At 46.8% G+C, this 24,129-nt stretch carries 17 protein-coding genes; 1 reads left to right on the top strand and 16 read right to left on the bottom strand.

The window, feature by feature from the left end; all coding sequences use genetic code 11:
* Positions 1 to 344: 344 nt before the first annotated feature.
* The 4 genes from AC3WQH_RS05745 to AC3WQH_RS05730 form a co-directional block, all read right to left on the bottom strand.
* A complete protein-coding gene (locus AC3WQH_RS05745; protein WP_429848975.1) occupies positions 345 to 839 on the bottom strand; it encodes a hypothetical protein in 495 nt (164 codons plus the stop codon).
* 1,003 nt (positions 840 to 1,842) lie between these two features.
* Positions 1,843 to 4,968 (bottom strand): hypothetical protein, encoded by a 3,126-nt coding sequence (locus AC3WQH_RS05740; protein WP_492331939.1) that lies wholly within the window; start codon positions 4,966 to 4,968, stop codon positions 1,843 to 1,845.
* Between the two features lie 127 nt (positions 4,969 to 5,095).
* Positions 5,096 to 8,224, bottom strand: a complete 3,129-nt coding sequence (locus AC3WQH_RS05735) for an S-layer homology domain-containing protein (RefSeq protein ID WP_492331940.1) — start codon at positions 8,222 to 8,224, stop codon at positions 5,096 to 5,098.
* A gap of 456 nt (positions 8,225 to 8,680) precedes the next feature.
* Complete coding sequence (locus AC3WQH_RS05730; protein WP_007778481.1) at positions 8,681 to 9,892, bottom strand: TolC family protein; 1,212 nt, start codon at positions 9,890 to 9,892, stop codon at positions 8,681 to 8,683.
* Between the two features lie 286 nt (positions 9,893 to 10,178).
* Between AC3WQH_RS05730 and AC3WQH_RS05725 the strand changes: the two genes are divergently transcribed.
* Entirely contained in the window at positions 10,179 to 10,829 is a 651-nt protein-coding gene (locus AC3WQH_RS05725; protein WP_283858373.1) for a YigZ family protein, read from the top strand.
* Positions 10,830 to 10,949: 120 nt separating this feature from the next.
* Here the strand turns inward: AC3WQH_RS05725 and AC3WQH_RS05720 are convergent, their stop codons facing one another.
* The 12 genes from AC3WQH_RS05720 to spoIID all read right to left on the bottom strand — a co-directional run bounded on the left by AC3WQH_RS05720 (position 10,950) and on the right by spoIID (position 24,088).
* Entirely contained in the window at positions 10,950 to 15,164 is a 4,215-nt protein-coding gene (locus AC3WQH_RS05720; protein ID WP_492331938.1) for an S-layer homology domain-containing protein, read from the bottom strand.
* A 185-nt stretch (positions 15,165 to 15,349) separates the two neighbouring features.
* On the bottom strand, positions 15,350 to 16,450 hold the full coding sequence (locus tag AC3WQH_RS05715) for a glycosyltransferase family 4 protein (RefSeq protein ID WP_290426050.1): 1,101 nt from the start codon (positions 16,448 to 16,450) through the stop codon (positions 15,350 to 15,352).
* A gap of 27 nt (positions 16,451 to 16,477) precedes the next feature.
* Positions 16,478 to 17,215: a WecB/TagA/CpsF family glycosyltransferase gene (locus tag AC3WQH_RS05710; protein WP_174768820.1), complete on the bottom strand. Its 738-nt coding sequence runs from the start codon at positions 17,213 to 17,215 to the stop codon at positions 16,478 to 16,480.
* A 70-nt stretch (positions 17,216 to 17,285) separates the two neighbouring features.
* The gene (fabZ, locus tag AC3WQH_RS05705; protein WP_005831818.1) at positions 17,286 to 17,744 is read right to left on the bottom strand and encodes a 3-hydroxyacyl-ACP dehydratase FabZ; all 459 of its coding nucleotides are present in this window, start codon (positions 17,742 to 17,744) and stop codon (positions 17,286 to 17,288) included.
* 164 nt (positions 17,745 to 17,908) lie between these two features.
* Positions 17,909 to 18,430: a CDP-alcohol phosphatidyltransferase family protein gene (locus tag AC3WQH_RS05700; protein WP_005831816.1), complete on the bottom strand. Its 522-nt coding sequence runs from the start codon at positions 18,428 to 18,430 to the stop codon at positions 17,909 to 17,911.
* Positions 18,431 to 18,578: 148 nt separating this feature from the next.
* Positions 18,579 to 18,833 (bottom strand): DNA-directed RNA polymerase subunit beta, encoded by a 255-nt coding sequence (locus tag AC3WQH_RS05695; protein ID WP_005831814.1) that lies wholly within the window; start codon positions 18,831 to 18,833, stop codon positions 18,579 to 18,581.
* A gap of 33 nt (positions 18,834 to 18,866) precedes the next feature.
* On the bottom strand, positions 18,867 to 19,700 hold the full coding sequence (locus tag AC3WQH_RS05690) for a flagellar hook-basal body protein (RefSeq protein ID WP_007778467.1): 834 nt from the start codon (positions 19,698 to 19,700) through the stop codon (positions 18,867 to 18,869).
* A 15-nt stretch (positions 19,701 to 19,715) separates the two neighbouring features.
* On the bottom strand, positions 19,716 to 20,684 hold the full coding sequence (locus tag AC3WQH_RS05685; RefSeq protein WP_005831810.1) for a flagellar hook-basal body protein: 969 nt from the start codon (positions 20,682 to 20,684) through the stop codon (positions 19,716 to 19,718).
* A gap of 6 nt (positions 20,685 to 20,690) precedes the next feature.
* Positions 20,691 to 21,707 (bottom strand): rod shape-determining protein, encoded by a 1,017-nt coding sequence (locus AC3WQH_RS05680; RefSeq protein ID WP_005831808.1) that lies wholly within the window; start codon positions 21,705 to 21,707, stop codon positions 20,691 to 20,693.
* 77 nt (positions 21,708 to 21,784) lie between these two features.
* Positions 21,785 to 22,072 carry a sporulation transcriptional regulator SpoIIID gene (gene spoIIID, locus AC3WQH_RS05675; RefSeq protein WP_005831806.1) on the bottom strand — a complete coding sequence of 96 codons (288 nt, stop codon included), beginning with the start codon at positions 22,070 to 22,072 and terminating at the stop codon, positions 21,785 to 21,787.
* Positions 22,073 to 22,254: 182 nt separating this feature from the next.
* On the bottom strand, positions 22,255 to 22,980 hold the full coding sequence (locus AC3WQH_RS05670; RefSeq protein WP_005831802.1) for a M23 family metallopeptidase: 726 nt from the start codon (positions 22,978 to 22,980) through the stop codon (positions 22,255 to 22,257).
* Between the two features lie 91 nt (positions 22,981 to 23,071).
* A complete protein-coding gene (spoIID, locus tag AC3WQH_RS05665) occupies positions 23,072 to 24,088 on the bottom strand; it encodes a stage II sporulation protein D (protein ID WP_025843651.1) in 1,017 nt (338 codons plus the stop codon).
* Between the last annotated feature and the right edge of the window lie 41 nt (positions 24,089 to 24,129).

Here is a 24,129-nt window from a genome sequence, read left to right as displayed (position 1 = left end):
TGATGACGTGTGCTCAAACTGTCAGGTGGGTAACTTTATGATGAGCAAAGTGGTCAACATTTTGGTGAGCGTTCACATATTCAAATCTCGTTAGAAACGTATGTTCGGCTCTATTTCAGTGCGGAGGGAAAAAAAGTGGGATGAATGAGGGACTAGCTGCAGTTTTTATAATTTGCAGTGAGAGGACGATGGGAAGATTACTTGGAGTTACTGAGGATTGGTGTTTCATCGGATGGGCATTAGTCCTTTTCAGTGAGTTTCATAAGTGTTTTTCAGTAAGTCCAGAAAAAATAGAGCCTACCACTCGGTAGACTCACTCCATTTGATTTCCGGTCAACCAGCCTCTAAAAGAAATCGTTACTGTCAGCTCCGCCTATTGTAATCGTGATGTTGGCTTTTTTCGCAACAATTTTAAATGTACTTGAATTTACCTTTTCCGCTGTCCCCTGTACGCCTGCTGATGTCAATTCATCATTGATGGCATCGACAAGGTCGTCCATCCCGTTGAGATTCCAAACCAGGGTAATAGTTGCCGTTTTCGTTCCGTCACTAATGGTAAAGGTACGGTTTTGGCTGGTGTCTTCGTCTGTTCCATAGGCGACATTTTGATCGAAAAACTCTTGCCAATCTTCACCACCAATTTTCAAGACATTATTTGATCCTGGCTTAAGGCGAGTGACTGTAAAGCCATCTCCTCCATAATAAACTGCGGCTAACGTCCGGGTTCCTAAGCTAATACCATGAGCATTGCAATAATCTTGAATGGTGCTATCCACAAATGACTGCATGGCTTTTACTGGCGTGTCCGCATATTCATTCAAGGGAATGTCATTTTCCAAGATAACATCAATCGTAATATCCCCGTCTGAAAGTGAAAAGCTTTTGGGATTACTTTTAAAGTTCGTACTCTGTATGGCCTTGCTTGTTATTTTGGCTTGTCCCGCGTAGATCGTCGAAAAGTCAAACAGAGTAACTTCCTTACTGGTAATTTCTTGGATAACTTCGCTATTCCTGACTAACTACTTACTAACAAGCAGTTTTCGATCAGGTTTACACCGTGCAGGCGACTTTCATCGCACACGGCGTTCCATCAACGGATCAATCAAATAAACGCCAAGAGGGATTACAGAAATTCATAAATCTGTGATCCCTCTTGGTTGTTCTTCAATTGTGAATTTGAGAAACTAAAATGCCCATTTTAAGTTCTCGTATCCTTCTTATCCGCTGACTGGGTTCCTTCGCTCCGACCAGTTTTCCCCTCCCCGCTTGTGTTACCACTACGGGTTCAAACGGCAGGCCATTATCACTACTACGAACCCGCCGCCATCTTACCGGCCTCGCTGGTGCTACCCCACCTCTTCCGATAAGACTTCAAACGTTCCACCTTGTCTATCCCTATTTTTGCTGACCGTAGGTCCCCACTATACAATACGAGAAAAACAGGTTTAACAGCCTGAATTGTTCCTGTTTCGTCTGTACGATCTCACGTACATCGACTGCTGCCAAACCCCTAGCGCTTCTTAACCTGGCAACAGCTATCTCGTATTGGGTCTACATGGATTCGTCGCCTGACCTTAGCCAACTTTTAAAGAGCCCCGCCTTGCATCTCAGCAAGTACGACTTCACCTGACTTCACGGATGCAATTGGTATAGGACTGCTTCCGTGCAGGAGGATTAGGCACATGAGTATATAGGCTGTTCTCATGGATTGGAGTTACACCAATCAATTCAACAAGATAGTTAGAAAAAAACCCCTTAGTCTCAGCATTGTTGCATTGCCTAAGGGGCCTTCTCCACTTCTTTCACTCAGTTGAGTTTATGAAGTAACGTTTCGTGGTTTTATTAAGAGATTTCTTCTACTTTGTAAGTTTCACCATTGGTCAGACCTGTAATTTTAGTACCAGTCAAAGCAGCTGCATCTGTTTCAGTATCAGAGAGCGTACCGTCTTCTTTAACGTACTTAACTACAGCACTATCGCCTGTACCTACAGTTACTTTATACTTTTTACCGCTAGTTAAACCAGTGATTTCGCCATCTCCAGCGGTACCTTGAGAACCATCAGCCAATACTACCTCTGTTGGTTCAACTACAAACTCCTCAACTTTGTAAGTTGTACCGTTGCTCAGACCTGTAATTTTAGTACCAGTCAAAGCAGCTGCATCTGTTTTAGTATCAGAGAGCGTACCGTCTTCTTTAACGTACTTAACTACAGCACTATCGCCTGTACCTACAGTTACTTTATAAGTTTTACCGCTAGTTAAACCAGTGATTTCGCCATCTCCAGCGGTACCTTGAGAACCATCAGCCAATACTACCTCTGCTGGAGCAGGGACGATATCAACCGCAAATGTAACGGATTTTGCAGCGGATTCACTAACCACATTTCCTTTAATATCGGTTACTTTACGTGGAGCTGGAATAGCAACAGTGAAAGTGTGGTTGCCAGCTTGAACCTCTTCATCAGTAAGCTCAACTACGATGGATTTCAGACCATTACCAAGATCGCTTTCGTTTACGATGTTCAATACATCAGTTCCTACCAAGCTTCCCGCATCGTCACGTACAACTACGTCGCTAAGGAGAGCATCTGCATCTGTAGCTTTAACAGCTTCAGAGAAGGTGATAGTGAATTGGTTTTTCTCTACGACATCGTTACCATCGATAGTGTTACCAGCCTCAACTTTGCTCAGAGATGGTTTAATTGCGTCGTTAACTTTAATACCATTTGTTGTAGCAATAGTCAATGGCTTACCAGCGCTATTTGTAGTAACATCATTTGTCACCGCGAGGTATACTGCACCGTTTGCTCCATCTGAAGTAGCGTTAGCGAACAAATCACCATTCAGAGTCAAAGTCAATTTTTTCTTATCAGTGCTGAGAGTATACCCAGTTGCAACATACTTTGCATTTGGTTTCTCAGATTGAGCATCATAGAAGGCAAAGGAGCTTGGATTAACATTACCAAAGGTGTAATCTTTAGCATAGTTTGTAGCTAAGCTCAGCTCAACCTTATTAGTTGCAATTGCTTTTACAGAGGCCGAATCAATAGCTTCGTGTGTAAAGTTGATTGAATCAACTTTTACAATTTCAATATCAGTGTTGAAATTGGATACAATATTACCTGCAGCATCTTTCAAGCCAAGGACTTTAAGAGCATTCTCTGTTCTTGCCTCAGTAAAAGACAGTTTAACAGACTTAGCATCTCCGGCAGTTGTAATTGTTGCTCCAGTAATGGAGGACAAATACTTGCCACCGAGCAGGTAGTTCTCTTTGTTAGCCAGGGATGCGGTATCCATAGGCTCAGAGAAATAAATGTTAATAGATTTTCCGTCAGTAGAGAGAACTGCTTTCTCTGCTTTTGGAGGATTTAAATCCTTATTTGTCAGAGTTTGAGTATACTCATCGCCTTCGTTTGTGCGAATAGAGTTATCTTTAAACCCTTTAATAGTTACAGAATAAGCAGCTGCATCTTTTCCAGTGAGTTTCAAATCTGCTGCTGGAACTGTAGCTTTTTTGTCAGTTGCATTGTAGTAGCTTTTCAAATCTTTTTGGTTAACAACTACTGCACCATTTGCATCTTTAACAGTAATTGTTCCTGGATTAGAAATCGTCTCAGAGTAGAAGATTTCCAAAGAGTTATCAGATTTAAGGTTCAATGTCACAGTTGGTTTTACTGTGTCATCTTCAGCCTTAAATTTAAATGTTGTTTCAGTTGTAGTTTTATTCCCCTCAACGTCAGCAACATCTTTATATTTAACCGTAATTTCTACCAAAGACGCCAATCCAGCAACCAAATCAGAGTCCTTAAATGTGTATACTGTTTTAGATGCATTAGCCTTAACTTTAGTACCATTAACGTCTGCTTGGGTAAATGTTTTGCCGTTAATGGTAAAAGTCCCAATATTTGCCACAGGTTCAGAGAAAGTAACTTCTACAGTATCCTTATCAAGCGCTTTTGCAGATGCAATCGTAGGAGCTACTGTATCACCAGATACTGTAAATGCCAGTTCTTTATCGGCAATTTTGAAATTTGCATAGTCTTTCAAACCAGACAATGCCAATTTATGTTCGCCTACTGTCAAACTTTGACCAAAGTTCAAGGTTAAGGTGTTATCTACTTCGTTACGAACTACTTCAACAGGAAGTGATACACCATCAACTTTAACTTCAGATCTCACTGCAAATCCTGTATCAGGAACCAATGCAGCGATCGGCTCAGATGCAGTTACTTTCAAAGATTTGGAGCTGAGGACTTGAACCGATTTGATTTCAGGGAAAGTAGTGTCAATAACAGTTGCTTCAACAGATGTGCTCAGTTTGCCACCTTTAGTATCCTGCAGATCAACAAATTCAACTTTCACCTTGTCGCTTTGGTTGAACTGACTAGCTGTGTAGATAACCAAGGATTTTTTATCCTCAGAAAGTGTTGCAGTGTAGTCAGCAGCATCTTTTGCAACTCCATTGACACTAAACTTGACGTTAGTGCCTTTGGTGATTGTAGAACCAACTTCAGCGTTGAAATTTACAACTACAGTTTTGAGGTTATTAGCACTTACCGACTCAACTTTCAGTTCGCCAGTTGGCTCTGGAGTGATGTCTTTGCGTGGGTCGTAGGACTCACCGTTAGTACCATCCAGGTTGGATTTTGCATATTCGCCTTCGAAATCAGTCTGTTTCAGATCTCTTTTGATTTTCTCGAAATCTTGAGTGCTGGACAGGATTTCTTTCAGGCTTGCACCTTTACCATCGTGGTCAACGAAGATCAGGTTTTCAAACTTGGTTTTAGCCAGGTCGGATTGGAATTTCGCATAACCAGCGTCATTCAGTTTGAAAAGGTCGGTCAATGCATAGTATCTGTCTACGTCTCCACCCATGTATACACCAGACTTAGGTGCTGCAAAAGCGGAAGCTGTCATGCTGGCAAACACTGTAGCAGAAAGCAAGGAAAGAGCTACTTTTTTATTCACGTACTACCCCTCCGTAAGTTTGATTAGGAAGTCTATTTATTCGGGAGTGAGTATGTAACAAGCAACGGAAGGAGGTGAATCCCTCCGTTGCTTGACTCACTAATAGATTTCTGCAAAGTTTACAAAATTACTTCTTAGCTGTAATTGTCACATTTGCAGTATCTGTTTCACCATCATTGTTAGTTACAACGATTTTTGCATCTTTTGCATCAAAGGAACCTGTGAATTCAAATGTGATTTCTCCATTTGCTACAGTACCTTCGAAAGTTTTACCAGCAACTTCGATTACTGCAGATTTAACGTCAGATGCTTCGATGCCGTCGTTAAGATCAACAGTTACCAGGTAAGTGAATACAGTACCGATTTGGAATTTTTGTCCTGTTGCAGTAGAAGGAATAGCATTCCAAGTATCGTCGCCGCCGAAAGATTGTTTCAGGAAGTCTTCAACAGCTTTTTCATCGACGCCTTCTTTTTCTACCCAGTCTACGCTACCTACGATCAGAACGTAGTCATAACGATCGCCGTCGATTTCGCTGCTGTCCAGCAGAACGATGTAGTCGCCTTCTTCTACGCCATCTTCAGCTTCGAAATCATCGTATACGTCGATGAAAGCAGTGGAAGATTTAGTCAGCAGTTTGCGAGTATCGCCTTTGCCAGCTTCGTAAGTGATGGTGTTGCCGTTAACATCATCTACACGAGCAACTGTCAGTTTCTCGATGCTAGCATTTTTCCACTCGGATTTATCCACCAGTTGTACGTTGTTTTTAAGATTGATTGCTTTGTTGTTAACAACTTCGATAACGTCATCAACAACTACTTCATCATCGGAGTTCAATTGGAATGCGATGAAGTCGCCGCGTTTGATACCACGATCTTGCAACTCTTCACGATCATCGTCCAATTTGTACTCTTTTGTTGTTACAGAGTCGCCATCTTTAGTAATAACTTTGATGGTGTCTTGTCTGTTGGAAGAACCGTATTCTGTAACTACACCGTAGTAAGTGTCGCCAGTCAGACCGTCGCCTTCTACTACGAAGATCGCTTCTACTTCGTCTTTATCTTCATCAACGGAGTAGTAAACTGTCAGATCGTCCTCGTCAGCGATATCTTTGAACTTAGCAATGCCTGGGTTTTTCAGTTCAGCGCGTTTGGAAGACGTATCCAATTTGCCAGTCATTTTGAAGATGGCAGTTTTGTCGGTTACTTCGTAGTCGCCAACAACATCGTCGGTTTCGTCTGCCAGTTTATCCCAAGCAGAACCGGACGATTTACGCAGTTTGGAATCCAGAATTTGAACTTTGTCAACTTCGCCTTTGGAATCCAAAGTTACTTCCAGCAGAGCGATGGACTCATCTTTGCTTGGTTGCAGGATGTCTTCCAGCTCATCAGCTTCCATGTTGTCGCGGCCGTAGTGTTTGCCTTCAGCGTTGTAAATGTCCTCTTTTTCCAGGGACAGAGCCAGTTTTTTACCTTTTTGAGTCAACACAGTGAAGTCGTAAGTGTCTTTCGCAGTGTTGTAAACAACACCTTTGGTAACGATTGCTTTTTGTTTACGATCGTCGATTGGATCTTTCGTTTCAATGTGACGAACGCGGCCGGAAGCATCCAGTACCAGTTTCACTGTTTCGGAATCCAGGTTGGATACCAAATCCCAGTTTTTGTCATCAAGCTCTTTAACGTCTTTGTTTCCGTTATCGGAGTAAGTGGCACCTGGGTAGATACGGTAAGTTTTGCCGCCAACAGTTAGACGGAAGTCAGATGTGCTGCGGCTAACTACTTTGTCAACTTTACCTTCTACTACTGTGCGGTTAGCGAATACCAACAGTTTGTCTTCATCGCCATCAGCGTAGTATACAGAGTATACGTCGCCTTCTTTCAGGTCGCTCAGTTTCGCTGGTTTGCCATCCAGGAATACCAGGAAGTCTTTGCCTTCTTCTTTGTCTTCCAGCTTGTTGAACTTACCAGTGTCGAGGTTGGTGATTTTCTTTTTCTCAACATCGATTTTGCCGATCACTTCAGAACCGTATTTCGCTTTGGAGTTCAGGTCCATTTGGGTGTCGTCAATTACGTGCATGTAAGAAACTTCGTTATTGCTGTCCAGAACAACTTTCACACCAAAGCTGTCGTTAGCAGAGATGATCTCTTTCAGAGCGTCAACTGGATCGCTGTAACGTTTGAAGTTGTAAGTAATTTTGGAGTTTTTGTTGAAGCGGTAAGTTTTGCCGCTTGCATCCAGTTCCACTTTCAGATCTGCCAGATCGGAAGTGCTCAGGTTTTTACCGTCAGTAGTTTTACCTTTGAGGGTAAATTCGCTCAGACGATCCAATACTACTTCTTCGTCCTCGGAACCTTCCATCCAAACGATTACGTTTTCTCTGTCATCTTTGATCCACACTTGTACGCGTTGACCATCGAAGTCGTTAGGGTTGATACCGTCAGCAACTTTGTAAGTAGTGTTGCCCAGACGAGCTTCTCTACCGTTCAGGGTAATTTCGTTCGCTTTCAGTTTACCCAGGCCGATTGCCGGTACGTTAGTAACGAGTGGCAGATGGTCGGAATCATGATCTTTCTCATGAGCCCAATCCATGTCAACTACAGTTACTTTCAGGTATTTCGTCAGGAGAGTTTTGTTGGTAACTTCGTAACGAACGTCAGTTCCGAACTCAACTTGCTCCATCAGGTCTACGCGAAGAGCGTTGTCCAGCATTTTGAAGATGTCGCCACGAGTTGCTGCATTGTTAGGAGTAGTGATGCTCTTAGCAATGTTCAGCTCGGAAGCTTTGGAGATCATGCTGTTTGGCCATACGCCACGAACTGCTGGCTCATAACCCAGTGCACGAACGATCATAGTTACCGCTTCAGCGTAAGTAACTTGGTTTTGTGGTTTGAAGGATTTGTCCGGGAAACCTTTTACGATTTCTTCGCCGGAAGCTACGTTTACGAAACCAGCAAACCAATCGGTAGATTTAACGTCAGTATAAGTAGTGTTGAACTGTGCCAGTTTCGCACCTTGCTCCAGTCCGCGAGCGCGAACGATCAGAGTAGCGAACTCTGCACGAGTGATTGTTTTGTCTACACCGTATTCGCCGTTGCCATAACCTGCTACCAGGCCAAGAGCTTCGAGGCGCTTAACGGTTTTTTCCATTGCAGCGTCCATTTTAGGAGCTGTTGTAGTTGCATCTTCTGCTGCGAAAGCCATTGGAGCAACAGAAAGTGCGAGTGCACTAGCCAATACACTGTTAACGACCTTTTTCATAACCTTGTGTTCTCCTCCTCTAGTATAAACAAATTGTTCTTGGGGAATATTTGTTGTTAATCTATCTTTCTTTTTAAAGCCCGAATCCTGCAAGCGCGTGTCACCTCCTTTCGCAGGCCAGCTTCGCTTTTTTGTGTTAAAAATATCTAGTATATTCAGTATTGTGTAAAATGCAACAATCAATAGTGTAACACAAGTGCTAGAATTCGTGAATCTTTTTTACACAATTCCCCGTATTTCGTGTGACATCCTATTAAACGCCTGAGCCAATCAAAAGTTGCGGCGCCTTCGAAAAAAATTTAAAGATTTTTTCGTGGGTTCGTATTCACCTGTCGATTATGTACGAAGTGACATCCGCCACACTTCGTATTATAGGGTACGCAGGGCGGACTGTCACCATTGAACCTTTTTCCAGTTCTGTTCAAAACCTTACAAATCTTTCTTGGTCACACAAGCCTAGTTGCCGAGTGCTGTTTCAAAGTTTACGACAGCCAGGTTGTAGTTGAGAATCGCTTTTTGATACTGGTTCTCGCGGTCGGAAAGCTCTTCTTCTGCCTGGATCACTTCAAGTGTAGTCGCCAGGCCGTTTTCAAAGCGCAGATTTGTCAGACGGTAGCTCTCGGCAGCAGAGTTTTTCGCTGTTTTCTGGAACTCAATCGCCTCTCTTGCCGCATTCAGATTCAAATAAGCTTGGGCAACTTCCTTGGAGATGGTGCGTTTTTGTTCCTCGATCGCCATTTTCGACTTATCTACGTTATTGCGGGCTTGACGGCCTTGGAGGGTCGACAATGCCGAATACTCCTCGATCAATTTGACGTTCAGTTCTGCCAAATTCAGTTCTTCCTGTACTTTTGTCATCTCGACACGTTTGGAAAGAGCCTGAGCTTGTGCTTGCTCCAAAGTCAAGGAAATCGGCGCAACCTGTTTGTTGCTGGAGACGATCTTCCACTTTTTGTTCAGGTCAACGCCAAGAAAATCATTCAAATCCATGCGCGCTACTTCTACCGCATTTGCTGCGGATGTCAAAGCAGCCTTTGCCCCTGCTACGCCCATTTCTGCCTGCAGGACGTCTGTTTTTGCTTTTGTTCCCACATCAAATGCCGCTTTGGCCACTTTCAGTTGCGTTTCTGCACGCGTCAGGCTTTGTTTTTTCAATTCATAGTCGTCCTGCGCAAAAATGAGGTTGTAGTAGACATTTTGCGCACCCAATCTGATTTTGGATTCTGTAGCTTTCACCATCAGTGCATTCAGTTTTTTGTTGATCTCTGCTTGTGCATTCCCTACGTACTTGGCCTTTGCGGCGTTCAATTGTTCTTTTGTTCCTTCCAGGGAATCGATCATATCTTTGGACATGTCAGCAGAGGTAATATAGGAAAGCGATTCGTTCAAATCCGCATTTTTCGCGTCAATACGTGCATTCTGGAGCGTATTGTTGGTTTGCAACGCTTGTTCAATCGCTTTTTCCAGCGTCAGCTCTTCCAGTGCAGCAGTCTCGGATGTCGTTGTATTGCCTGTTTCCGCTGCTACTGTTTGTGCTGGCTGCGCCGGTTTCGCCGCCTCTGTTCCTGTATTGGCAGATGCCGTCAAGGTTCCTGCTCCAATTGCGGTTGTGAGTACAGCCGCCAAACTGATGCTCATCCACTTGTTGCTCGAATATGGAAAATTCACGTGATTCCACTCCTTTTGCTTGTATTGATTGTAAAACTTTTCACTACTTGAAATATTACAGTTTGTCCCAAGATCACTATATCACAGAGTAATGTTTCGCACACGAAAAATTAGTGCCCTACCAGCATTTTCATAAGGGATTACACGCACTTTAACATGTATAGATCATCCCTTTCTGATTTAGTCCTTCTTTGCCTCATAGATTACTACGATTCTGTGTCAAAAACATTTCAGGATTCGCCAACATCATTTTTGCATGCTATCCTTTTCTTGAGGTGATTGATCGATGCTTACAGAATACAAAACCGTCGCTGGCTATGGAGAGGACTACATCGTCATCGAGCGCTCCCGCTTCATCGGCTATGCGCAGCGGGTTACGACGGAAGAAGAAGCGGTTGCTTTTATCGCCATGATTAAAAAGAAGCACTGGGATGCCACCCACAATTGCTCCGCTTTTGTCATCGGCGAAAACGACCAGATTCAACGCTCAAGTGATGATGGCGAGCCTAGTGGTACGGCAGGCAAGCCGATCCTGGAGTGCATCAAGAAAAACGGCGTCAAGGATACTGTGGTAGTCGTGACCCGTTACTTCGGCGGAATCAAGCTGGGCGCTGGCGGGCTTGTCCGGGCTTACACGGCGGGAACGGTCACTGCCTTGAAAGCCGCCAAGATTGTCGTGCATACTCTGCACCAGGCTATCTCGGTCAGCGTGGACTATACGTGGTGGGGCAAGGTGGAAAACGAGCTGCGCATCGGGGAATATCGGGTGAGCGGGACCGATTTTACGGACAAGGTCACGGCGCATGTGTTGATTCCTGAGGGTGGGCAGGATGCGTTTGTGGAGCGGTTTACTGATTTGACGAATGGGCAGGCGCAGATTGTACTCGGTGAGAAGGAGTATGTTGAGGTGCCTGTGGAAGCTGTCGGGGATGAGTAGGGGAGTAAAGTTGCTTGCTTGAACGTGTAGTTGTTGTATCCGGTGGCTTTTCCTACGAAAAAAGCTGAAGAGGCGACGAACCTCTTCAGCTTTTCTTCTATTATATAGCGCAATTCTGAATTACTGTTTAGGGAGTTTTTTGAGTTGGACCATAACACGGACTGTGATGATGGCCATTTCGGCGCGTGTCAGGTTATTAGTCGGCTTAAAGCTATACGTTGGTTTTTTCGCTGTTGGATCGTTAGGCTCGCCGTTCATCAGTTTTGCCTTGCTAACAGCAAGCACTGACGGCGCAGCATAGTAACCTACATCCTTAGCATCCGTAAACATTTTGTCCAAAGCGATTTTCGATGTATCCAGTGTGCCGAGCTTCAGATTCAATGCCCGTGCTATCATAATCGCTGCCTCTTCGCGAGTCAACGAATCGTCCGGACGGAAGTAACCAGGCTGTTTACCGCGAATGATACCTGCACGTGCAGCCGTTTCTACATATTTGTATTGGTAGTCCCAGGTATCACGGCTTGGGCGCACATCGACAAAAGTTGGTGAGACGGGGTCCTTTTCATTACTGTCACGATATGGACCTGCTTTGATTGGAAGGGCCAAAGCCTTCACAAGCATAGTTGCAAATTCTCCCCTGGTCATGTCTCGGTTTGCTCCGAAGCTGCTGCCACTATATGCCGGCATGATTCCTTTCGAGTAGAGTGTCTCCATGGCGTCACGGGCGAAATCGTGAGTGACTACATCCTCAAAAGATTCACGATTTTTCATTACCATGTAGTATCCAAAACCGCTAAATGGAACGGTGATTGATTTTTGCCCGGTGTTAACCACTCCGCCAATATTTCTCCACTCTTTACCATCATGATAGTACACAGTCAAAACATTGTTTGCTGCGTTGACGATGGAGGTATCGTACTGGATTGTTAATGTGCCCTGTTTGCTTGGAACCAGATTTTCCTGATAACGATCTTTGAACTCTTCGCCATCAGATTCGTCGTAATAAGGATCACGACCGCCCGGATTCTCGGTGTCACCTGCATCTATATAGTAGAGTGGGCTACCGTAATTGAAATTACTGTCTAGTCCAAGCCTTGATTTCAGGCTGTCGCCTTCAATGCTAACCTGTCCGGTCGTACGATCTGCAATCCCAAAGTACAAAGGAACATCGACAAAAATGTCTTTTGTCGGATTTTTCGTTTCCTCTCCTGCACGATTGCTCGAAGGAGCGAGCAATACTGTGCCAGATGGGAACTTGAGTTGCAGTGCTTTATCAAAAACGCTGAATGATACTTTTTTGCCAAGCACATCTCTGCTTTCCGCCCCGTCGACAGCAGAGTCAGCGTTGTAAATCTGAATCTGGTCATTATGGGTACTACTGCCAACAACTACTGAATATTTAATGGTGTTAAGCCCCTTCTTCAGAGGAACAGTAGCTGTAAAGACGTAATAAGTTTCCGGTATCGCTTTTGCCAAATCCTTGTCAAACACGAAATCAGGGTCTTTCGTATTTGTTACGGTGGCCTCGACTTTTCCAAACAGTACTTTGTCAGCTTTTTCTGCAAAAATCTTGATCGGAACACTATTGCTGTTCACCGTAATATACTTGTCTTCCGGTTTGGCTTTGCGAGGAGAAATAACCTCCCACGAATTCGTTTTTTGCGCAATGGTGATGTTGTATCTGACTACTGTGCCGTTTTCGTCTTCTGCAACAATCGTATATACGGTGTTGTTATTCTTCCGCAAATTAAGCGGGAACAACGACAACGTGGCTTCCTGCTCCTCACTCTTGGTCACTACATCTTGAACGTCCTTGAGGATTGAATTGTACTGTGTTGCACTCAGTTTAGCCTCAAAGGTTGTTTTGGTTTTATCACTAAAATTGGATGTATCAAACCTCGATTGCAAAGAGGTTGGAATTTCGCTTAAAGTATCCGTATATTCCTTGTTGCTCTTGTCTTGTGTCCATTTACTGGAGGCATATCGATAGTCAACGATACGTTTTCCGTTTTTCTCAATGTAAACATGCGTAGCGTCATTAACTGTAAATGAGAAGTTGCTTAAAAATGCAGCTCCTGTGTCATAATCAGTCCCACCTGTTTTTTGAGTTAGCTCTGTGTTGTCGCCATTATGAATGACGGACAACTTGACATCTCCAATGGAAGGTGCTTTTGACGTAACATACAGGATCTTGTAAGTATAAACTACCGGCGTTGCACCCATCAGAGTTACTTGTAGTGTGTTATCGCCTTTTTTCAACTTGTCTTTCCACTTCGTTTTGTCAATTCGGAATGCAGTATCTGATAATCCGGACAAAGTAATTGTACTGGTATTTAATTTCGCTTCAATATTGGTGCGGGCACTATTGATGGTAAAATTGTAGACCCGGCCATCCAGTGTTGGGATGTCACTCTCACTGTTAATCTCGAATCCATCATAAAAGCTTTTGACATTCCCCAAACTGTCCACATAAGTTAATTGCGCATAAGGAGCAATTTGCCACTTGATGTTGTACTCTACTGCAACAAATCGATCTGCTGGATCGGTTGGTAATGGTGGCTTTGACGGATCAGATGCTGTATCATAGACAAGCTTCAACACACCGTTTCCTACATCAGGATTAATGATTTTGAGAGTAAAGAGATTTGCATTTTTATTTTTATCATAGATAAAAGTATAGTCACTAGATTTCAATTCTTTGTTGTTCAAGTATATTTTGAGTCTAGATCCACTAACACTATTTGGATCAGATCCAGCAGGTAAATCCATTTTTTTCACAGTTATCTCAATGTCTTCTGGAACTTTACTAATCACGTTGGTCCCTGTTGTGCTTAATACTCCATTTGAATATGTCGCAGAGATAAACTGTGGCTTATTTCCATCCACAAAGTTAATCAAATACGTAAAACGGCCGACATTCACTGGATTGCTTACAATGGTACCATTTGAATCGGGAGCATCGTAATTATACCTCAACGTTAATTCATATTGATGCCCCACCGTCAGAGCAGGTATATCATCTACTTTAATGGAATATCGTGTAAAGCCGTTGTTTGTTTCATTTTTTGTTTTTTCTGCAGGAATAACGATCTCAGAAGCACTACTAAGCGGGTCCGTATCATTGAGTACAAATTCGAAGCTTTTTAGCTCTTTTTTTGCTACGGGATCATCCACAAATTGAACCAGCGCCTCTGCACTCAACTTCACTGTCGTCACAGTATCATCCAAATTGAATGGGACATCTGGATCTAACTCTTTTTCATTGATTTTTACTCCGTACAGCAGGTCAGCCTCATTTGGTGTAGTCGTGACCACCAATATCTTTCTTTCGAATATGCCAATCTTCTTATTTTGATTATAAGCACTGATCCGCAACAGATTTTCGCCGAATTTCGCCGGGAGATTGATTGCGAAAAATCCAGTAGAAGAACTTGCCGCAGCTTGGAGAGTTTCACCTGTCGCAGCATTTTGAACCTCAACTGTATCGGCATTTTTGGCTATCCCGTTCAAATCCAGAATAAGCTGATTTGCCCTGGGAACAGTCACAAGGGTAGTTCCTACCGGGGACAGATCAATGTCCTCAATTTTCAATTCTTCGAGAATTGGCGTATTGTTGTAGTTCACATAAAAATGGAGGTGTTCCTTCACCACGCTGCCAACTGTTTCATAAAACGTAATCTTGTTTAACCCTGGTTGCAACGCAACGTCATAAAAAGTAAAGGTGCTCCCGCTGATTGAAGGTGCGAGCTTTTCCAATCCAGATACGATCTGCCCATTTCCGAGAGTAATCTTCAGGCGAAGAGCATTCCCATTAACCCCTGCTCCAAATACCCCCTTCAGTGTAATTTTGGAGCTTCCAAATGGTTCTGCGTTAAACGGATCTGTTCCTTTTCCAGCATAGCCATCCAGTATGATCGGCATATCTGCTGGCATATATTTGTAATAAATGTAGACATCTTGGGATTCAGCAGTAGAGTACACACGTACCGTGTTCAGGCCAGGACTCAGATCCAAATCATTAATCTTATGAGGTCCTGCTGTGTTTACATTTGTTTGTTTCTGTACCATTTTCCCATTAAGGTAAACTTCAATATCCGTCGGACCAGTACCGTCATACTTTACATATAGATCGGTCACTCGTTTACCAGCGTCTTTTGGCGCTGACAAGGTTGCTCCATCAGTTATAGCGGTACCTTGCGAATCGGTAAATGTTAAAACAGTCGTTGCTGCCTTAGCTGTGTCTATCGATAACGCAGGTATCACACCCGTAATAACAAGCATCATCGTCAAGCACATGGCCAGCCAGCGACGGAATTGTTGAATTGGCTTACTCATTTCTTCACCTCTCCTTATTATTCTGAATCTAGTTTTCGTCCCATTCTCTGTTTAAGCTGAGATGGGACAGACCTTCCCCTTTCCTTTATCGGCTAATTTCTTTCCACAGTTAAGAGCTTCCCCCTAAAAATTGGCGAAAAAAAGCCACTGCATAAAACATGCAGTGGCTACATTTGGCTACGATCTTAATTCGTCCGCCGCTCTTGCTCGGCTTGCTTGATCTTCAACCGTCTGTACGCATTAATCAGCGGGCGGTGGCGGCGGCTGACGAGGCCGACGATTTCGGTGCCCAGGTGGATGGCGATCAGGAGTACGACCATGACGATGATGGTCGTCCACTTTGTCGTTTTGGTGAGCAGAATCGCCATCGTGCCGAAAAAGATGCTGATCGAATAGATCGTAAGCACAGTGGAACGATGGGACAGGCCCATGTTCAGCAGACAGTGGTGCAGGTGTCCCTTGTCCGGGCTGGAGATCGGCTTTTTGTTCACGATGCGGCGCACGATTGCGAAGAACGTGTCCCAAAGCGGAACGCCGAGCACGACGATCGGGATGATGAAGGAAACGAAGAGCGCTTCCTTGAAGCCCATGATCGACAGCGCAGCCAGGTTGAAGCCTAAGAAAAGCGAACCGGTGTCGCCCATGAACAGGCGGGCCGGGTGAAAGTTGAAGTACAGAAAGCCCAGGATCGCTCCTAAAAGCACGAAGCAGTAAGTCGCAACCTTGTAATCGCCCATCAGCAGGGCCATGACGCCCATCGTTCCTGCCGCGATAGCGGAGACGCCTGCGGACAAGCCATCCAGGCCGTCGATCAGATTGACGGCGTTGGTTACACCAACAATCCAGAACATCGTGATCGGAATAGCCAGCCAGAAAAGCCAGCCGCTGCTAAAGTCAATACTGCCCGAATACGGCAGATTGACGACGCCGATTTTCAGTCCGAACGGGATGACGACAATCGCTGTGGCGATCAGTTGGCCGAGCAGCTTCCATTTCGGCGAGAGCTGGTACTTGTCATCCAGCATGCCCACAGCCATCACGATGGTGCTGCCGATGAAAATTCCAAGCATTTCCGACATGCTGGCGTAAGGAACGAACAGGAAGAAAGCCACCAGATAGCCCAGGTAAATAGCAAGTCCGCCCATGCGGGGCATAATTCGCGTATGTACCTTGCGCTGGTTGGGAGCATCTACTGCCCCGACCTTTTCAGCCAGTTTTTTTACATATGGTGTCGCAATAAACGATACGATCAGCGAAGTCAGAAATCCGAGGATTAATGTAGACATCGACTGTTCTCCTCTCTACGGATGCATCTAGGAACGGCTACTCCATTTTTCTTTTAATACGGTCAAAACAAACCGGGGAATAGCCAGTTGACGCTTCCAGCGAGACGGCTGAGAAGCTAGTCGGTAAAACCATTCCAAATGCAATTTTTGCCAAATTTCTGGCGCTCGTTTTACTTTTCCGGAGATGACATCGAAGCTGCCGCCTACCCCCATCATCAAGGAGGCGTTAAGGCGATCGCGATACTTCACCATCCATTCGTCCTGTCTGGGCGCGCCCAGTGCGACGAACAGCAGCTCCGGCCTGGCTTCGGCAATCTCCTGCACGATGCCCTCCTCGTCTTCTGCCCGGAAAAATCCGTCCCGGTATCCGACGATGCGCGCATTCGGGTAGCGAGCAGCCAGCTTTTCCGCGGCCAAACGGATCACATCCGGCTTGGCACCGAGCAGGTAGACTCCCCACTGGTGCTTGTTTGCTTCCGCCATCAACGCTTCCAGCAGCTCCACGCCTGTAACGCGCTCACGGATCGGCTGATTCGTCCATTTGGCAGCGTAGACGATGCCGATTCCATCGGGAACGACATAGGCTTGTTCCACAATCGATTGAAAAGCGCGATCCGCCCTCGCCAGCATGACGATTTCCGGATTGGCTGTTACGACATGGGTCTTTTGGCCGTTTTTAATGCGTTCTGCTATATATGTGACTGTCTCGCGAAAGCCGCGAGTCGAAAATGGCACACCTAAGATGTTTGCGACCTGTTTGGTCAATGTTTTCACCTTCATTATATAAGTTGCCCACTAGCCATTTTACCCGAAAAGAAAAGCACATTCAAGGATATCATGAATGTGCTTTATTTCCTGCCGTCAAGGCAAACATCAGTCCGCCCTCTGCGACTACTTTCCCATTAACGATGGCCTTCCCGTGCCCTTTGCCGATCGAACCGCGCACGCGCGTCAGCTCAACTTCCAGCGTTAGCGTGTCGCCAGGCTTCACCTGATCCTTGAAGCGAAACTCGTCAATGCCTGCAAACAGCCCGATTTTTCCTTGGTGCTCCTCCATGCTGAGGATGGCGACTGCTCCGACTTGCGCCAACGCTTCCACAATCAGGACGCCAGGCATGACCGGATAGCCAGGAAAATGCCCCTGGAAAAACGGCTCGTTTACTGTCACGTTTTTGATCCCGACTGCGCGTTTTCCTTGCTCCAGCTCTTCAATTTTGTCCACCAGCAAAAACGGATAGCGGTGCGGAATGATTTCCTGGATTTGCATAATATCAAGCGGTGCTTTAAATTCCATGTCTGATCGCTCCATTTCCATACTTTATCTGGGCTTGTCCGTGCATGAAGACCAGTTGGCAAACTGAGAATAAACGTAACTCCCGCCTCCGACAAGTCGGCATAGCGGGGTTAAAATAGAAGGGGCACTTCCTCCCCAAACGGGAAGTGCTCTTTTTCCATCCCTTACGTGCGGTTCAACAGCCGAAACTTCCCTAAATAGATCGCGCTCGTAATGAACGAGAACGCGATCACCGTCCACAATATCGCTTCGCTGTAATGATATCTATACATGACAAGCGGTATGACCAAATACAAAAGAACTGTTGTCAACTTGCCATATGCATTTGCTGGTACCGTTTTTTTGCCCCGGAAGTGGTAAATAGCTCCTGTTATTATCATGGCCAGATCACGCATAAAGAAAAACAGGGCGGCCCACACGCTGATCCGCTCTGTCAAAAACAATGAGGCGATCACCGCCAACATCATTAACTTGTCTGCCAGAGGGTCCAACATCATTCCGATTGTGGTCACAAGCTTATGTTTCCGCGCGATGTACCCATCTGCGATGTCCGTGACTCCCGCCAAAATCAAAATGCCCAAAGCGATTTCGACGTGAAAAGGAATCCCGGAGAAAAAGACATACAGGTACAAAGGGATGAGCACGATGCGAAAGATCGTAAGCAAATTGGGAAGATTCACGGACATCCCTCCGTAGCAAGAATCGTCGCTTCCTTTTTCAACCACTCGATCTATTATACTCTGTGGACAATCTGCGCAACAAGTCCCTCTAAAAAACAGGCAGCCCCAACCATCCGGTTCGGGCTTGTCCAGCTTGCTCTTCTCTTTTCGTTGCTTACGTATCTGCAAAAAGCAAGTCCCACATATGCTTGTATGTCCCGAGATCAAATACTTCCGCTGTCGGCTTGTGTCCCACTACTCCGTAGCCAATTACCAAACCGATGACGAGAGAGAAAAACAACAGGAGTGGGACCAGCACAATCTTGGCGACCGTCACTCGCCAGTTTCTGCCGCTCCGTTCCCGCTCTTTTGGCTTTTTCCTAACCTCTTCGGTATCACGCGGGAACCTTCTACCCTTCCCTTGTTCCATGCTCCTCTCCTCCGTCGTCACTGATTGAGTGAATTATCTGCTGCGCAGCGAATTGGCAATTCCCATCATCTGATCGCTGATGCCGATCGCCCGCGAATTCAGTTGATAAGCGCGTTGAATGTTCACCAGTTGCGACATTTCCTCTGTCATCGTCACGTTGGAGCCTTCCAGTGCGCCCTGGCGCAGTGAAGCAATGCCTTCCTCAATGGCGTTGGCATACTTGGTCATCGGGTTTTCCCCGGAAGCAAGCTCGGCGTCGAACAAGTTTTGTCCCACCTGCTGCAATTGATCCGGATTGTCCACTTTCCAGACGCCGATCGTGCCATAGGAGACTCCATTGGCAGAAAGCTCGCCCTCTGGCGTAATTTGAATGTCTTGCACCGGCTCAGGCAAAACGATGTTCACACCGTTATTGTCCGTGAGAATGTGGCCGGATGTCGTGTGCAGCACATAGCCGCCCTCGTCATCATCGTATTGTACCTTGAAAGAGCCGTCGCGCGTAAGGCGACTTTCTTCCTGAATTACCGCTCCGGTTGCATCCTTGATTTTGTGCGTGACCAGAAAATAGCCCGGCCCTTCAATCAGCACATTCGTCGGCACATCCGTCAGCTTGACGCTGCCCTGACCGAGATCGAGCTTGGTCAAGCCGAGGCGGGCGCCACTGCCCACACGCAAGCCTGCAGGCGTATTGCGGTTTTGATTGTCCACTGCCGGCTGCTCGGTCATCGAATCGGCGAGAAGCTCGGAAAACGATGCCACTCTGCGCTTGTAGCCAATGGTATCAATATTCGCCAGGTTGTTGGCGGTATTGTCCAACGCCTGCTGAATGCCGCGCATGGCCGATGTCGAGATGTTAAGCGACTGCATCCTTCCTACCTCCTATTATCCATTTACCCGTCCGATTTCATTAGCGGCCTTGTCCAGCGTGCCATCAATCGTCGTAATCACCCGCTGATTCGCCTCATACGCGCGCAGCACGCTCATCATGCTTGTCATGGTTTGCGCCGGGTCTACGTTGGAGCGCTCTCTCCAGCCCTGCTGCGTGCCGTATCGCCCTGCAACAGCAGGCGTATCGTACTCTCCGGCTGCCAGTGCAGCCTGATCTTCTGCTTCCACGATGTCGATTGCTTGTACCTCTGCGTCTCCTTCATAGCGGAAGACGTTTGTTCCCTCGCGAACGAGCTTCTGCGGATCAGTCACGACGCTCAAGCCCAGTCGCGGATGGGCGGCAAGCGTCTGGTACTCCTCGCTCGCCGTATCACGGTAGAGCAGCTCGCCAGCCTGATTGATTTTCAGGTCCTGGCCGACATTGATGCCGGTGTCCGGATCGTTCAGCCGAATCGCCTGATTTTGATTGTCGAGCACATAGTATCCCTCCGGCGTCACCAGGTATCCATCCGCATTTACGCTCCAGTTGCCGTTCCTCGTGTAGCGGATATCCTCTTGCTGAGCCGGCTGCGTCAAGTCCTCAATTCGTGCCACGCTGTAAAACAGCCGGCGTTCATTGCCGTCCTGATCGGGCTGCAGGTTGTCCAACAGAGCGACATCGTACGGATTGCGCGTCTCCTCGATGTCCCCTTGTGTAAAATTCGGGATGGCTTCCGACATGTACACGCCGGAGTTCAACCGTCCGATTACCGCAGGCTGTCCCGGCATATTCGGAATGCCAGGAAATTCAGGCCCTTCGGAATCGCGCATGCGCGAGAGTAGCTGTTCCGGAAACGCTCGCATCACACCCACGTCCTGTTTGTAACCAGGCGTATTGATGTTAGCCAGATTATTCGCCAGCGATTCTTGCCTGTTTTGCAAGGCCAGCATGCCAGATGCAGACGTATACAAGCCTCTTATCACGTCATCTTACCCCCTGAATAATCGCCTATTCGAGTGAGCCGGTACTTTGTCCAAATAGTCCAGCATCATTCCGGTTCCTTTGGCTACACACATCATCGGCTCTTCCGCTACCAGCACAGGAACCTTCAGCTCCTCTGCCAAAATCTCGTCGATACCGTGCAAAAGTGCGCCGCCGCCGGTCAGGAAAACACCCTTATCAATTATATCGGCAGAAAGCTCCGGAGGTGTTCGTTCCAAAACAGATTTGGAGGCTTGTACAATCGCGCTCACCGACTCGGCCAGGGCTTCTTGGACTTCGCCCGATTGAATGGTAATTGTTTGCGGCAAGCCGCTTACCATGTCTCGACCACGAATGTCCATTTCGTCCTGGCGCCCGCCGGATACGGTTCCGATCTGAACCTTGATATCTTCAGCCGTACGCTCTCCAATCAGCAGTTTGTATTTATTTTTTATGTACCGCATAATGGCCACATCGAATGTGTCTCCAGCTATTTTGATGGAGGAAGACGTGACAATATCGCCCATAGACAGTACCGCAACATCGGTCGTACCCCCACCGATATCCACTACCATATTGCCCGACGGCTGAAAAATATCCATCCCTGCCCCTACTGCGGCAACTTTCGGTTCTTCTTCGATAAATACCTGTCTTGCGCCGCCACTGCGCTCTGCTGCTTCGCGAATCGCTTTTTGCTCGACAGACGTAATGTTCGTCGGGCAGCAGATCAGAATGCGTGGGCGCGCAAACATGCTTTTCCCGCCGATTTTGTTCAAAAAGTGCTTCAGCATCGCTTCCGTAATCTCGAAATCCGCAATGACCCCTTCGCGCAAAGGTCGGATCGCTACGATATTACCTGGGGTGCGGCCCACCATGCGATGCGCTTCGTGCCCCACGGCCAATACTTTTCTTGTATTATTATCTATTGCCACGACAGATGGTTCGTCTAGGACTATCCCCTTGCCTTTTACATACACCAAGACATTGGCCGTCCCCAAGTCGATCCCGATATCTTTGCCAAACATGAAAGGTCCTCCCTGTTACCAGTTACATTTCTACCTAATATCATAGGCTCTTCTACGTGAGAGGACAAGGAAATTCTTTATTGGACACTTTCCTCCTGTTCCACGCGGACTTTTTTACTGCGCCGCTTGTACTTGATCTTGGTCGCTTCGCCTCCCCGAAGATGTCTGATGGCTTTGTGATATTCCAAAATTTCCTTAACCTGGTTAGCCAGCTCCGGATTTATTTCAGGCAGCCTTTCCGTCAAGTCCTTGTGCACTGTGCTTTTGGAAACACCGAACTCTTTGGCGATCATCCGAACCGTATTTCGCGTCTCTACTATATATCGGCCAATCTTGATGGTCCGCTCTTTGATGTAGTCGTGCACATTACTCGCCTCCTTGTATCTACATTGTCTGATACAATATATGGGTGCGTAGGGACACATATTCTACGTTTCCAAGCCTGACAAGCCAGCACGGCCGCATCTTTTTTCCACAGTTTGTACCAACAGCAAAAAAACACCCGCAAGACGCTTGATTTTGCAGGTGTTTTCCATGATTTCGCCTGTTATTGATTTTTTGCTTCCGCCTGCAGCAAATATTGCTGAGGGTTGACCGGCTTGCCGTCCACATGTACTTCAAAGTGGAGGTGGACGCCGAAGTCTTTTTCATACTCGTTGCGGCCGGCCGATCCGATGACCTGGCCCTGTGTCACTTCATCGCCCGGTTTGACTGTGATGTTTTCCAGGCTTTGATAAACGGTGACCATTTTGTCAGCGTGCTCTACCTCAACGGTTTTGCCGACGAGCGGATCATTCTCCACCTTGGTCACTTTTCCGGCGAGCGCAGCGACAACATCAAAGCTCTTGCCGTCGGTTGCCTTCAAATCAATACCCGTGTGCGGGTAGAAGGAATTGCCGTACTTGACGAGCGCTTTTTGCTGCTCGTCTTTGGACGCCTGCTCATCGTAGTAGCCCATTCCCAGCTCATACTGAACGTTTTTGCCTACAGGCCATGCCAACGGTTGAACGCCACTTGTTACAGGGACCGCTTCTTCGCTTTGCTCTGGTGTCTCAGGAGCCGCTGGAGTTGTCACTGCCACGTTATCCCCGACATTCGTCATTTTGGAGACCGTGTCCATGACGCTGCCCTGATACCACATCACAAAAGCGAGAATGATTGCTGCGGTTCCGATGTAGATTGCGGGGAACGCCCACTTCTTGCCCAAAACTTTTTTCCAAGAGCTTGCCTTCTTGAATGGAATCGGTTGATTTTGATTTTTTTGATCTTCCATTTTATTCATCACCTCATCCCTCAGTATCGCCAGAATTTTGGCGTATAAACCTGAGGGAGTAGGGAAAAGTAAAAATTTGCGTTCTTTTTTGCTAGGCGCGCAAAATTTGCGAGTATTCCTGCAAGCTGATTCCTTGATAGAAGTGCTTCACGATCTGCTCGGCGGTTTTTCCGCTCTTGGCCATGCCGTTTGCTCCCCACTGGCTCATGCCGACACCGTGGCCGTATCCTTTGGTCGTAATAAACACCTGATTCCCCCTGAGTTCCAACGAAAAGGACGACGAATTTAAATTCAGCTTTTCGCGAAATTCCCGCCCGCTGAACTCCTTGCCGCCAATGCTGATCTTGCCAACCCGATTGCCTGTCGTTCGCGACTCGATTCGATACCAGGCCCCACTTGAAGACGCCTCCTGCGCAAGCTTCACGCCCAGCTCTTTTTCCAGCTCTGCCGTCGACTTGACCACCGTTTCTTCATAACGGGGAGACTCGATATCCCACGGGCTGGCAACGCTTTTCAAATAAGGGATCGGCCTTTCCCAGTACTCATCCGAGTTTTCGGTGAAACCGTTGCTGGTGGAAAAAAACGTCGCATCAATCGGCTCTCCCTGGTACGTCAGCACGACACCCGCAGTTGCCTGAACGGCTTGCTCGATGCGCTTGCTTTTCCATTCGTATTGGTCCCCCCAGCGCTCGCGGCGCTGCGCTTCATCCATATAGACCTGATGCTGGACGGTATCCAGCACCTGTCCGCCTGCCGGCACGTCGTCGAACTTCCCTTGCTTCAACCTGCGCACGATATACGTTCGCGCAGCCATCGCCTGGGCTTTCAGCGCCTCCAGTTCAAATTCGGCAGGCATCTCGGCGGCTACCACTCCGGCAATGTACGTCTCCAGCGGCAGTGTCTCCACAACCTTTTTTTCTGTCCGGTAGACCTTGATGGAAAGCGACGGGGCAGTTCCGGCCATTGCGGGTTTGTCCTGCCCTTGGACGGCTGCGGCTGGCTGGGCGGCCGAATCGTGCGAGGGAGCAAACAGATAGACCAGCGCGGCCGGCATCAGGACGAGCAAGATCGGCAAAGTGATAAACCCTATGAGCAAGTAGCGTTTCATCAAGTGATCCTCCCCGTTAAGTGCTAGACACTTTCAGTCTA

The sequence above is a fragment of the Brevibacillus sp. FW301-21C12A genome (genome assembly GCF_058788915.1).
The sequence above is the reverse complement of the archived record's forward strand: the minus strand, read 5'-3'. Positions and strand labels throughout refer to the sequence as shown.